The following is a 13,210-nucleotide window of genomic DNA, read 5'->3' on the forward strand; positions in this document are numbered from 1 at the left end:
ATCCGGGTCTGGCCCTTCTTCACCAGTTCCGGCTCGAAGCTGCTGTCGCGGTCACGGGGGATCGCTACCGGCAATTCCCCGTCCTGCCCCTTCAGCACCTTGGCCGATGTGCCGTTGCGGCGGTTGGGTTGGCTCGGCGGTGCGCTCTCGCCATCTTCATAGCCAAGATGCGCGGTCAGTTCCGCACCCAGCATCCGTTCCATGAGCTTGATCTTCAGCTCTTTCATCAGCCCGGCATCACCGAGCAAGTCCTCAGGGCGCTCCACGCCCTTAAGCAGTTCGTCCAGGATTTCTTTCGAGATGGTCATGCATGCTTCCTTTTGGTGAAGCATGAACCGGATCAGTCATACACAAAAGATCGGACACTCTCGGCATCGGGCTTGCATCATTGTCCCCATTCACAAGAAAGGCCGACACACGCTCGACCGGCCGCCCGTCGATCCTAAGCGGCGGCACCTGTTCCGGCCGCTTCGCCCCGTGCACCACTGACACGACCACCGCCGCCTCGCCCGGCCATTTCAGCCGCCGCACCGCGCGATACAGCACCGTGCCGTGGGCGATCATCTGCCGCAGCCCGCTTTCGCGGGTGTCGCCCTGCGCGATCGTGTTCGATGCGATCAGGCCGAACCCGCCGCCTTTGCGCAGCAGCCCCTCGGCCCTGCGGAAGAAATGCGCCACCAGATCGGCGTTGCCATGGGTCTTGTCATGCCGCCATTGCAGCCACTGGCCGTATCCGGCGCGGTTCCCCTTGGCGACAGTGTTCTTGCCCGCAAAGGGCGGGTTGCCGACGATCAGGTCAAAGCCCGGATTGTCGCGCCCGAACACCTCGGGGAATTCGATCTGCCAGTGGAAGGGGGCGATGGGGTGGTCGCCCGTCCGCAACTCGGACGCCATATGCGCCGCCACTTCCCAGGCATCGGCGCGGCGCTCGGTAAAAGCGACCTGAAACGCCTCAAGCTCTTTTTTGCGCGCCGTGGCCTTTGCGGCGGCAAAGAAGGTGGACACCAGCGCATCGCCCACGTTGCGGATGGTGGTCAGCTGCTTTTCCGCCTCGCGCAGCCGCACCTCTTGCAGGGCCAGCGACACGTCGTCAGGCGCGGTGCGGATGGCCTGCCGCCCCTCGCGCCATTTGGTCACGCGTTCCTTGATGTGACCGACCAAAAGGGGCTTGGCGATCTTTGCGTCCCAGGTCAGCGCGCCGATCTCACCCTCGGTCAGGCCGACAAGGCTGTCGCCGGATTTCAGGGCATGGTCGAGGAAGGTGAATTCATGGTCGCGGGCAAGGGTGGCGAGCCAGAGCGACAGCCGCGCAAGGTCCACTGCCATCGGGTTGCGGTCAACGCCGTAAAGACAGCGCTGCGCGACAAGGCGGCGGGCGTGCAGATCCTCGTCTTCATCCTGGGGCAGGGTGGGGCGCAGGGCAGGGTTCCGCTCCCACGCGAGGGTCAGCTGTGTGGCAAGGGCGCGGCAGGTCTCCACAAGGAAGGCACCCGAACCCATGGCGGGGTCGCAAACCTTGATGTCGAGGATCTGATCAGGGGTGGGCGTTTCTCCAAGATGGAGGAGAACAGGTTCCAGCGCCTCTGCCACGATGGGCTGGGTCAGGCTGCGCGGGGTGTAATGCGACCCGCTTTCGCGCCGTTCATCGGTGGGTTGCAGGATCGGCGTGCCTTGCGGGGCAGGGCGCTTGTGCGGCGAGGCACGTTCATCGACGATGGGATCGAGCGCGGCGGCCAGGTCCTCAACCGATGTAGCGGCTTTCAGGGCATCTTCCTGGCGCTTTGTCAGGTTGGCCCGCTGGCACTCTTCCTTCAGATATTTCTTGCGGTCCGCCGGGCTCGTGTTCAGCAGAGCGTTCAGATCGACATAGACCGGCGTCTTGTTGTTCTTGCCCGCCTTGATGGCCAGCATCGGTCCTGAGGCGCGTTCGACCCGGAAGCCCATGACGGTTTCATAGACCGAGCCGATCTGCTCAACATCGAGCGCCTTGTAGGACAGCCGCTCGCCCTTGAGCGACAAGAGCCCCTCCAGCACGTTCAGGATGCAGTTGTCGGAAATGCGCAGGACGCGGGCCTTGTCTTCCTTGGTATTGCGGCCCTGCAGGAACAGGAACACATCCGGGTCGAACAGACGCCCACCGCGCGACCGGATGAAGCCGCTGCGATGGCCGCTGTGGATCATGCCAAATAGTGCCAGCAACCGGCCCCAGCCGCCGACCCGTTCATCCATCGTGTCCGGGTTCAGCGCCTTGTCTTCGAGCAGTTGGTCATAGAGCCCGCGAGCCGAGTAGTTTTCGTCATAGAGGATGCGGGCGGCATCTGCGGTCATCGAGGGCAGCAGCTCGCGGTCCTCGGCGAAGAGGACAAACACGAGGCGCAGGAGGACAGTCAGCAGTCCTTCATAGAGTTGTTCGGGATCCTCATCGGCGAGTGCTTCGACCAGTTCGCGCGCGTCGTCATCGGCGAGGAAGCCCCGAAGCAGTTCGTGCAAGGCACCGAGCACTTGCTCCGCAAGGGTGATCGAGACGATTGCCTGCGCGTCGCGAGAGGCCTTGAGGACTGCATGCAGCCGCATGTTGGCCGGAGCCGTGAACAGCCTGTCCGTACCCAGCGCGGACTTGAGACCGCCCAGCATAGACCGGCCAGCAACGGAAGACAGATCATGCAGCGGCCAGCCAATCCAGCCCGCCGTTTCACCCCGTGGGGCATAAACCAAGCGAAGCTGCGTGTCGCAGAACAGGACACCGACCTCGACACCGCTTTCGCGGAGCAGGCGCTCAAACCGTTGCTGTGGCGATGCCTCCCATCCGTCAAGAACGCCGCGCGCATCCGGCTCCGTGCCCGGCGTTTCGGTGCGAACCAGCAAGAGGGTACGGTTGTCGGAACGCGGGTCGATCAGTGCCATGTCCGCGGAAAGCACCGTGTCCAGTTCTGGCAGTGCCAGTGTCGCGAGATCTGGCAATGGAGGACCACCAGGCGCACCCGCTATCCTCGCAATCGGCCAGCCGAGCACTGCCTGCAGGAAGCCAAGTGGGTCGGCAACCGCTGGTTCGTCGCGATCACTTGCAAGGAACGCGGCACTTTCCTCGCTGTCGGCACGGTTCTGCTGAACAGGGCTGATGCCCAGTTCTTCCAGAATCGGCCGGGCGAATACCAAGCCTTCACGTTGGACATGGTCCAGCCATTCAAAAGGCGCGTACTTCAGAGGCTCGGAAATAATCATCAGGCGGTCTCTGGCCAGAGATAGATCAGACCGACCGGTTCCAGCCGACAAGCGATCACCTCATAGCCTTTTCGGACCTTCGCAGGCTCGACCTCGATTTCCTGCGTCAAGCGATCCAGTTTCTTTTGCCAATGTCTTCTGTCCGCGTCCACCTGGCGTTGTTCTTCAAAATTGAATTCACCCTGCTCTGGGTCGCGCGCCCGTTTCTGCAGCCGGTTCCGTTGGTCGAGCAGAAGCCGACGCATGCTCTCTTCTTCCTTCCTGCCCAGCTCTTGAAGTTGCCCGGTCACTTCTCCGATCAGAGGCGCGGAGCGTTGTTCGAATTCGGCACGGAGGTCTTCGATATCCCCCTGACGTCGTTTCAGTGCCTCGACCGAAACGGCATCGCTAGCCGCTTTGCCTTCGCGAAGAGCATCTTCAAGTCTTGCCAGCGTCATTGCTTCAGCGTCCAGCCCTTGTCGCAGAATGCGCAGCTGGCCATCTGCGCCAATGCGTCCCGTAGTCGGAATGATCTCTTCGTGCAGACGCACCCCTTTAGGACCATAGAGCGACATACGACCGAGCAGGACTGCACGCCGCTGGGCGTTCGGAACACCTAGGACACACGCCCGGTTCAGACGCGCACGGAAACCTTGAGATACAAAACGGGCGACGAGACGCCGAACAAAACGATGTTCGACGTGCAAATGGCAGACTTCCGGCGCATCACGTTGATCAGGCAAGACGACAGGATCAAAAGACAGCCGTTTCAGTGGCTGCGACGCTCTCCACTCATTCAGCTTTTGACCCTTCGCAGGGGGGGCGATGCGCAAATCATCAAGGATTTTGGTCCAGCCTGCACCGGAGAACAGTGGATCGCTCTCTTGAATTGAGAATACGTTCGCGTCGGGGACTTCAGAAACGATAGAGCGAGACAGATTTCCGCCTGACTGTGATAGGGCGATCTCGAAAACTTGCTGTAAATCGCTGCCCAATACTCCGACGCGGCGGCGGGAGTCTTCGAGTGTCTTTCGCAGTCTAGCGTTATGATCGGCGACCGCCTTTCGGCGTTTCTCGTCACTTCCGTTCAGTGCCTGAATCTCAGCTCGATAGACCGCTGTGTCGTCATCGCTTTCGAGTTCAGCCGCCAGCGCGACAGCCCGCTCACGTCTGATGCCTTCCGAGGTCAGCCGCTTCATCAAGCGATCCTCGATGACACGACCAACTGCACCTAGTTCATTTCGGATCTTTTCCGTCTTCCGAACCAAGGCAGCCTGGACGATATCTGTAGGCCGCTGTGTATACCGAAAATAGCGACAGTACACTGTTGGTGCGGGTTGAAGTTTCCGGTCAATACGACCGTTCCGCTGCTCAAGGCGTGAAGGGTTCCAAGGAAGATCGAAATGGATCAGGTCATAACAGCCTTTCTGCAGGTTGATCCCTTCCCTTGCCGCGTCCGTACATATCAGTAACCGAAGCGGGTTCTCGGCAGGATTGCAGTTGAACGCAAACTTGATGCGCTCGCGATCTTCCAACGATGTCATTCCTGTCAGACTTGAAAAATGCGCTTCGGGATCAAGATCATCCAGAAGCTCCATTAGCCTATTTTCAAGCCATAGCCGGGTGTCTTGATACTCAGTGAATATGATCAACCGGCGATCATTCCACTGGCCATCCTGTACCATATTTTGGCGAACCCAGCATGCAATCCATCTAACTCGCGCGTCGGGTTTCAAGCTCGCCTTTCGCGCTTCCTCCAACATCAATTTGACGAACGCCTTCTCGTCCGCAACAACCGGTTCTGATGCTCCATTCAGGCCAGCTCTTGTCGCGGCTATGACCAAACTCGGATCGTCGTCTGCGTCATCGATTGTCGAAACAGAATAGTTCAAGTCATCCTCGTCCATCCCATCCACTTCTTTGCCATCAGCAAAGGCTTTCGCCAGAGAGGTAAGCGGTGAACGTTCTGTGGATGTCGGAGCCTTCATTGCCCTCAGGTGGACCTCGAGCGTCTTCTTGAAGGCCTCTGGCGAAGATAGCAGGCGCTGCTGCAACCCCGAGAATACAAGTTTACCTTCCGCTCGTTCTCGAGCTGTCATTGCATGAAGTCTAGCATCACGCATTGCCCCGTAGGTCTCGAGCATTTCAGAAAGCTGCAGGTCGTAAGTGTCGATTTCCAAACCTTCGAGTCTTATTTCTTCAACAACACGCTCAGGGAAATGTTCGCCAAGAGCGCGGAGGTCCGATTTCAACCTCCTCACCATGACGGGCTCTAGGTCTGCAGTTTCGACAGGAACGCCACGCGTAAATCGATGAGGATCAAGTATCTCGAGAAGCGCTGTAAAGCTGTTTGAATGGCCATTATGTGGCGTTGCGCTAAGAAATAGGCGATGCTCAAAGCCCTGCGCGATATCACGCACCGCACGCGTGAATTGACTGTCAATAGCGTAGCGGCTTCCGCTCGCTGGCGCTGCATGATGCGCCTCATCCAAGATAAGCATCGAGTTTGAACGCATAGGCCCAAGAATTTCGCGGAGACCTGATGCATAGGTCTCGTCGGTGAGGAGCCGGTGCGACACGAGAAAGCAGGAGCCAGACGCCCACGGATTGGTCCCAAAACCGCGCCTGCGCCGGATCTGTGCTAGATAATTGCGGTCAAGTACCGTGGCGGTAATGCCAAATTTCTGGCTAAGTTCTTCATGCCATTGCATGATCATCGATGGCGGGCATGCAATCACAACAAAATTCACTCTGCCGCGGAGCAGCATCTCGCGGAGCACAAGCGCAGCTTCAATCGTCTTGCCCAAGCCTACATCATCAGCAATCAGCATGTTGACCCGAGGCAGGGCCAAGGCCTTTTGCAGAGGAGCCAGCTGATAAGGATCAAGCCGAATTCCGGCGCGAAATGGTGCTTGGAATAGGTCTTTGTCGGCGACAGAAGTCGAATTCCAATCTACAGTTTTCAGCCATGCCGAGAAAGTTGCCGCCGTATCCGCGCCTTCTGAACCTATAGCGTTCCAAAGGGAGTCGGTCGCAGTATGGGCAGCAACTTCTGCGTCCCAGATTACTAATGCCTCTTCTCCCTGTGCATCGTCTTCGATACAGGAAATCCGCACCACGTTCAATTCATTGGCGAGCTGTTCTGCCCCTTGTGATAGCCACTTTCGCCCCCGAAGCTCGACGAATTCACCAAACGCAATGTGGTCGAGGACTCGGTCACTCAATTTTCAACTCCAATTTTCTTGCACTTGCATCAGGCTGTCTCCATCTGGAGAAAGCAGCTTCGCGGAGGTCGTTGTTTCAAAACAAAATTGCAGTAAGTCGGTTCAGATGCAATGGATGTGTCGCAGGTCGTGGTTGTGCGTTGTCCCGCGATAAGCCCTATCCGGCTTGTTGCGCAGGCCGAACCGTCGGCCCGTCATCCGCGTTGCCTCTGGCTACTGCACCTGCCAAACCTCTCCATCGTCCAGCCGCTTCACGTAATTGACTGCCGTGCCGTTCCAGTGATACGCGAAATGCGCCCCTTGGGTCGGGATCGGGATCACGTCGGGCCAGAAGACCGCGATGCACCGGCCCTCGGGAAAGCGCACGCTGGGCCAGGTGATGCCGTTCGATCCGGCGGCACGGCGTTCGGCTCCGAAGAGTTGCGAGGGGTGGTAGTCGGCCGGATCCAGCAGATCGGCGCGGCTCGTGGCGTCGTCGAGATCGGTGTCGATCGATCCGATCAGCTCGCGGAACTGCGAGGTCCACCCGGGTGCTTCCTCCGTGCTGCGCATGAAGCGGGCGTGGTGGTGGATGGTCTCGGCAATCGCCACCTCGGTGCGGTCGCCCGCGTAGTAGAGGCCGAAGCTACCATCCGAGAACCGTCCTGGCCGGAGCGGCGAACAATGCACGAAAGGCGCCATGACCCAGCTGGCGCCGGGGCCGGTCACGCGGCGTGCGACGGGCACCTTGGAGAGATCGCCGATGCTCTCGCGGATGCGCGGGTTGAACTTGGCTTCGGCCGAGGCCAGCGCCTCCCAGTCGGCAGGATCGGCGATGTCCTCGAAGAGGTCGATGGGCGGATGGATCGTGCGGATGATGCGGACCGTGCGCGACCAGGTCACGCGGCGGACAGGCACATTCACCAGGCACCCCGTTCGGCATCGAGATAGGCGCGCAGATCGATCAGGTCGGTGATCTCCCCTCGGAGCATGACGTCCAGCGCGCTCCGGCCTGCAAAGGCGGCGTTCGGCTTGCGAATCCAGGCAGAGCCCCGGGCAGGGTCGGTGAAGAGATAGCGCAGCGCCTTGTGGATCCCCATCAGGATCGCCATCCGCGCGCGCAGATCGCGGTCGATCCGACCGATATCGCCGGTCTTCCAGCGCGCCCAGGTGCGCTGCGCCATGTCACCGAGCAGGGTGCGGGCTTCGACATCCGTCAGCTCCCACGCGCGGAACAGGTTGACGGTGGTGCGCGCCAGCGCCGCGGCCTCCTCGTCGGTGATCACTGGAAGGTCGTTGCGGGCGAGGACGGGCTGGATCGTGGCGAACTGCATGGCTGTCTCCTTTGGCATCAATATATATATTTCGTGCCAAAAGGCAAGGTGTGGTTTGGGGTGTGGGTCAGAGTGCGTCCAGCCGATTTCCCTGTCTTTACACGCCAGAGCCCTACGCCTCTTGAAGACCTGTTGAGCTAAGCCGGTTTCCGGCTTTCTTGATGGACCCGATCCAGGGCCGCCCGTCGGCGACCACTCACGGAACGGGGACAACATGGCAGAGGCAGTTCGGAAACCGGAAGCGATGGCCCGCGGCGCGCGGATGCTGCGCACGGCGCTCGGGCCCGCCATCGCCGGGTTTCTGGAAGACCCGATGATTGTCGAGGTCATGCTCAATCCCGACGGGCGGCTCTGGATCGACCGGCTCTCCGAGGGGCTCTCCGATACCGGTGCGACGCTCTCGCCCGCCGATGGCGAGCGGATCGTGCGGCTCGTCGCCCATCATGTCGGGGCCGAGGTGCATGCCGCGCGGCCGCGCGTCTCGGCCGAGTTGCCAGAGACCGGGGAACGCTTCGAAGGGCTCCTGCCGCCCGTGGTCACCGCGCCCTGTTTCGCGATCCGCAAACCGGCCGTCGCGGTCTTCACGCTGGCCGATTACGTCGCGTCCGGGATCATGACCGAGACCCAGGCGGAACGCTTGCGCGAGAGTGTTGCCGCCCGCGCCAATATCCTCGTTGCGGGCGGCACCTCGACCGGCAAGACGACCTTGACCAATGCGCTCCTGGCCGAGGTGGCCGGATCGTCCGACCGCGTCGTGATCATCGAGGACACGCGCGAACTCCAATGCGCAGCACCGAACCTCGTCGCGTTGCGGACAAAGGATGGCGTCGCTTCGCTTTCAGATCTCGTCCGCTCCTCGCTCCGCTTGCGCCCGGACCGCATTCCCATCGGGGAGGTGCGCGGGGCCGAGGCGCTGGACCTCCTGAAGGCCTGGGGCACCGGCCATCCGGGCGGGATCGGCACCATCCATGCGGGTTCCGCCCTCGGCGCCCTGCGGCGCATGGAGCAGCTCATCCAGGAGGCGGTGGTGACCGTACCGCGCGCCCTCATCGCCGAGACCATCGATCTCATCGCCGTTCTCTCCGGGCGTGGGGCCAACCGGCACCTTGCCGAGCTGGCCCGCGTCGAAGGGCTGGGACCGGACGGTGACTACCGCATCACCCCGGCGGCGCTGCCGACCGGGATGGACACCGACACAGGAGAATCTTCATGACCCGATCCCTACACTGGCTGCGCGCGCAGGCTGCGCATGCCGTCACCTACGCCACCGTCACCCTGATGCTGGCCGGACCCGCCCGGGCGGCAGGGTCCTCCATGCCCTGGGAGGCGCCGCTGCAATCGATCCTCGAGTCGATCGAGGGGCCGGTCGCCAAGATCATCGCGGTGATCATCATCATCGTGACCGGCCTGACGCTGGCTTTCGGCGACACATCCGGGGGCTTCCGCCGCCTGATCCAGATCGTCTTCGGCATCTCCATCGCCTTCGCGGCGAGTTCCTTCTTCCTGAGCTTTTTCAGCTTCGGCGGCGGGGCGCTGATCTGATGGTGACGACCAGTTCACCGCAGGGGAACGCGGCTTTCCAGTGGAAAGCCGCGAGGGAGGAACGCCATGAGCGGTAGCGAATGGCCAGTCTTCGAGCAGTTGGCGGACGTGCCGGGCTTCACCGTCCCGGTGCATCGCGCGTTGACCGAGCCGATCTTGCTGGCCGGTGCGCCGCGGGCCTTCGCGATCCTGAACGGCACGCTGGCCGGGGCGATCGGGCTCGGCCTTCAGCTCTGGGTCGCCGGGATCGCCATAGGCCTCTTGGGCCACGTCGTGGCGGTCTGGGCCGCCCGGCGCGATCCGCTCTTCGTCGAGGTCGGACGCCGGCATCTGCGCCTTCCCGGTCATCTCGAGGTCTGAGGCAGCACGATGATGAACCTCGCGGAATATCGCCGGAAAGGGACGCGGCTGGCGGATTACCTGCCCTGGGCGGCGCTGGTGGCCCCCGGCGTGGTGCTGAACAAGGATGGCAGCCTGCAGCGCTCGGCCCGGTTCCGCGGTCCCGATCTCGACAGTGCGGTCGCGGCGGAACTCGTGGCCGTGGCGGGCCGCATCAACAACGCCTTCCGTCGCCTCGGTTCGGGCTGGGCGATCTTCGTCGAGGCGCAGCGCGTCCCAGCGGCCGACTATCCCGACAGCCACTTTCCCGATCCGGCCTCGGCGCTGCTCGATGCCGAGCGTCGCGCAGGGTTCGCCGAGCAGGGGGCGCATTTCCAGTCGGAGTATCTCCTGACCTTCCTCTACCTGCCGCCCGCCGAGGAAGCCGCGCGGGCCGAGACATGGCTCTATGAGGGGCGCGACAAGACCGGCATCGACGCGGGCGAAGTGCTGCGCGGGTTCATCGACCGGACCGACCGGGTGCTGGCGCTTTTCGACGGCATCATGCCGGAATGCCGCTGGATGGGTGACGGCGAGACGCTGACCTACCTGCATTCTACCATCTCGACGAAGCCCCACCACGTCCGCGTGCCGGAAACCCCGGCCTATCTCGACGCGCTTCTGGCCGATCAACCGCTGACCGGTGGGCTCGAGCCGCGGTTGGGTAACGCCCACCTGCGCGTCCTGACCCTCGCGGGCTTCCCGAGTGCCACCACGCCCGGGATCCTTGATGACCTCAACCGGCTGGCTTTTCCCTATCGCTGGGCGACCCGCGCGATCCTGATGGACAAGATGGAGGCCGCGCGGATGGTCGCCCGCATCCGCCGCCAATGGTTCGCCAAGCGCAAATCCATCGCCGCGATCCTCAAGGAGGTGATGACCAACGAGCAATCGGCGCTGGTCGACACGGACGCTGCCAACAAGGCCGCCGATGCCGACATGGCTTTGCAGGAGCTTGGCGCCGATATCGCGGGCGAGGCCTATGTCACGGCAACGCTCATCGTCTGGGACGAGGACCCGCGCCGCGCCGACGAGAGACTGCGCCTGGTCGAGAAGGTCGTGCAGGGCCGGGACTTCACCGCCATGGTCGAGACGGTCAATGCGGTCGATGCCTGGCTCGGCTCCCTGCCGGGGCAGGCCTATGCCAACGTTCGCCAGCCGGCGATCTCCACCCTGAACCTGGCCCATATGATCCCGCTCTCCGCCGTCTGGGCGGGAGAGGAGCGGGATGCGCATTTCGACGGCCCGCCGCTGCTCTATGGCAAGACCGAAGGTGCGACGCCCTTCCGGCTCTCGCTCCATGTCGGCGATGTCGGCCACACGCTGGTCGTCGGTCCCACCGGGGCCGGTAAATCCGTGCTGCTCGCGCTGATGGCGCTGCAGTTCCGCCGCTACGCGAAAGCCCAGGTCTTCGCCTTCGATTTCGGGGGCTCGATCCGCGCCGCCGCGCTGGCCATGGGTGGCGACTGGCATGATCTGGGGGGCGAGCTGACCGAAGGCGCGGAAGCCCCGGTCTCCCTCCAGCCACTTGCCCGGATCGACGATCCCGCCGAGCGTTCCTGGGCCGCAGGCTGGATCGGTGCAATCCTCGCCCGCGAAGGCATCGCCATCACGCCGGAAGTGAAGGAGCATCTCTGGTCTGCACTGACCTCTCTGGCCTCGGCCCCGGTGGGCGAGCGCACGATCACCGGTCTCGCGGTCCTGCTACAATCCTCCGACCTCAAACAGGCCCTGCGCCCCTATTGTCTGGGCGGTTCCCATGGAAGGCTTCTGGACGCGGAGAGCGAAGAGCTTGGCGCGGCCTCGGTCCAGGCCTTCGAGATCGAGGGGCTGGTCGGCACCGCCGCGGCGTCCGCGGTGCTCGCCTACCTCTTCCACCGGATAGGCGACCGTCTCGACGGGCGGCCGACGCTGCTGATCATCGACGAGGGCTGGCTCGCGCTCGATGACGAGGGCTTCGCGGGGCAGTTGCGTGAATGGCTGAAGACGCTCCGCAAGAAGAACGCCTCGGTGATCTTCGCCACCCAGTCGCTCTCCGATATCGATGCCTCGGCCATCGCGCCCGCGATCATCGAGAGCTGCCCGACCCGGCTGCTTCTCCCCAACGAGCGGGCCATCGAGCCCCAGATCACCGCGATCTACCGCCGCTTCGGCCTCAATGACCGCCAGATCGAAATCCTCGCCCGCGCCACGCCCAAGCGCGACTACTACTGCCAGTCGCGGCGCGGCAACCGGCTCTTCGAACTCGGCCTCTCCGAGGTCGGCCTCGCGCTCTGCGCCGCCTCGTCCAAGTCCGACCAGACCCTGATTTCGGACATCCTCGCGGAACACGGGCGGGACGGGTTTCTCGCGGCCTGGCTGGACGCCCGAGGTGTCGGGTGGGCCGCCGAGCTGATCCCGGACCTCACCAATCTCGCGCCGGAGCCGGAGGCGACGGACGCACCGATCCCCCAAGCCCCCGAACCCGCAAAGGAGACCACCCCATGACCCATACAGCCCATCGCCTGTCCCGTCTCGCCAGCGCCTCCGCGCTGGCCCTCACGCTCGTCGTGCCCATCGGCCTCGCGCCGATCTTCGCGACGCCTGCCCAGGCCTTCCTCTTCGGTGGAGGCGGGCGCATCGTCTACGACCCGCGCAATCACGCCGAGAACATCCTCTCCGCCGCCCGGGCGCTGGAGCAGATCAACAACCAGATCACCCAGCTGCAGAACGAGGCACAAATGCTGATGAACCAGGCGCGCAACCTCGCGAGCCTGCCCTATTCCTCGCTGCAGGCGCTGCAGCAGAATGTCGACCGGACGCGGCAGCTTCTGTCCCAAGCGCAGAACATCGCCTTCGATGTCGCCCAGATCGACCAGGTCTTCCAGCAGGACTATGCCAATATCCCGATGGCGGCACCCGAGGCGCAGCTTCTGGCCGATGCCCGCTCCCGTTGGGAAAACACCGTCGGCGGGCTGCAGGACGCGTTGCGCGTGCAGGCCGGCGTCGTCGGCAATCTCGACGGCCAGCGCGCCGAGCTTTCCGCCCTTGTCGGCGAAAGCCAATCCGCCGTCGGCGCCCTGCAGGCAACGCAAGCGGGCAACCAGCTCCTGGCGCTGCAATCCCAGCAGATCGCCGACCTGATCGCGGTTGTGGCCGCCAATGGCCGCGCGAATGCCCTGGTCGAAGCCGAACGGTCCGCAGCGGCCGAACAGGGCCGCGTCCAGCGCGAGCGCTTTCTCACCCCGGGCGCGGGTTACCAGCCCGGCAATGCCCGGATGTTCAACAACTGAAGGGGGCGGAACCATGGAGGGATCGGTTCTAGCCCGCATCGCGGCCATCGTCTTTGTCGCTATCGCGATCACCGCGGCCCTGGTGGAGATGGGTCGGGATAAGGCGGGGCAGGCAGTGCGCCCGACAGTGCTGGTCGCGCCTGAGCCTGATCCCTTGCGGGCTGAACAACGGCGCTGCCAGGAACTGGGCGAGGCCGCGGCCTCCGATCCCGACTGCCTCGCCGTCTGGGCCGAAACCCGCGACCGCTTCCTCGGGCGTGACCGGACCGGGGGCGAGTGA

Annotated in this window: 11 protein-coding genes; 6 read left to right on the plus strand and 5 right to left on the minus strand. The window is 63.2% G+C overall.

Going from position 1 to position 13,210, the window contains the following annotated elements; all coding sequences use genetic code 11:
- The 5 genes from N5A93_RS00005 to N5A93_RS00025 form a co-directional block, all read right to left on the minus strand.
- Positions 1 to 308, minus strand: a 308-nt coding sequence (locus N5A93_RS00005) for a transposase (protein WP_268953008.1), incomplete at its 3' end; no start/stop codon positions are given.
- On the minus strand, positions 271 to 2,904 hold the full coding sequence (locus N5A93_RS00010; RefSeq protein WP_268953009.1) for an Eco57I restriction-modification methylase domain-containing protein: 2,634 nt from the start codon (positions 2,902 to 2,904) through the stop codon (positions 271 to 273). The genes N5A93_RS00010 and N5A93_RS00005, both read right to left, overlap by 38 nt.
- A gap of 317 nt (positions 2,905 to 3,221) precedes the next feature.
- Positions 3,222 to 6,425, minus strand: a complete 3,204-nt coding sequence (gene drmD / locus N5A93_RS00015; protein WP_268953010.1) for a DISARM system SNF2-like helicase DrmD — start codon at positions 6,423 to 6,425, stop codon at positions 3,222 to 3,224.
- Between the two features lie 213 nt (positions 6,426 to 6,638).
- Complete coding sequence (locus N5A93_RS00020; protein WP_440590546.1) at positions 6,639 to 7,328, minus strand: RES family NAD+ phosphorylase; 690 nt, start codon at positions 7,326 to 7,328, stop codon at positions 6,639 to 6,641.
- Positions 7,325 to 7,738, minus strand: a complete 414-nt coding sequence (locus tag N5A93_RS00025) for an MbcA/ParS/Xre antitoxin family protein (protein WP_268953483.1) — start codon at positions 7,736 to 7,738, stop codon at positions 7,325 to 7,327. Before N5A93_RS00025 ends, N5A93_RS00020 begins: the two co-directional genes overlap by 4 nt.
- Positions 7,739 to 8,000: 262 nt before the next feature.
- On the opposite strand from N5A93_RS00025, the gene trbB reads away from it, so the two are divergent.
- From trbB to trbK-alt, 6 genes are all read left to right on the plus strand, one after another.
- Complete coding sequence (gene trbB / locus N5A93_RS00030) at positions 8,001 to 8,951, plus strand: P-type conjugative transfer ATPase TrbB (RefSeq protein WP_440590553.1); 951 nt, start codon at positions 8,001 to 8,003, stop codon at positions 8,949 to 8,951.
- Positions 8,948 to 9,280, plus strand: a complete 333-nt coding sequence (locus N5A93_RS00035; protein WP_268953012.1) for a TrbC/VirB2 family type IV secretion system protein — start codon at positions 8,948 to 8,950, stop codon at positions 9,278 to 9,280. Before trbB ends, N5A93_RS00035 begins: the two co-directional genes overlap by 4 nt.
- A gap of 66 nt (positions 9,281 to 9,346) precedes the next feature.
- Positions 9,347 to 9,640: a VirB3 family type IV secretion system protein gene (locus N5A93_RS00040; protein WP_268953013.1), complete on the plus strand. Its 294-nt coding sequence runs from the start codon at positions 9,347 to 9,349 to the stop codon at positions 9,638 to 9,640.
- 9 nt (positions 9,641 to 9,649) lie between these two features.
- Complete coding sequence (gene trbE, locus N5A93_RS00045; RefSeq protein ID WP_268953014.1) at positions 9,650 to 12,145, plus strand: conjugal transfer protein TrbE; 2,496 nt, start codon at positions 9,650 to 9,652, stop codon at positions 12,143 to 12,145.
- Complete coding sequence (trbJ, locus tag N5A93_RS00050; protein WP_268953015.1) at positions 12,142 to 12,930, plus strand: P-type conjugative transfer protein TrbJ; 789 nt, start codon at positions 12,142 to 12,144, stop codon at positions 12,928 to 12,930. Before trbE ends, trbJ begins: the two co-directional genes overlap by 4 nt.
- A 13-nt stretch (positions 12,931 to 12,943) precedes the next feature.
- Complete coding sequence (gene trbK-alt, locus N5A93_RS00055; protein WP_268953016.1) at positions 12,944 to 13,210, plus strand: putative entry exclusion protein TrbK-alt; 267 nt, start codon at positions 12,944 to 12,946, stop codon at positions 13,208 to 13,210.

Origin of the sequence: Roseovarius salincola (assembly GCF_026891095.1) — a bacterium.
Classification (GTDB): domain Bacteria; phylum Pseudomonadota; class Alphaproteobacteria; order Rhodobacterales; family Rhodobacteraceae; genus Roseovarius; species Roseovarius salincola.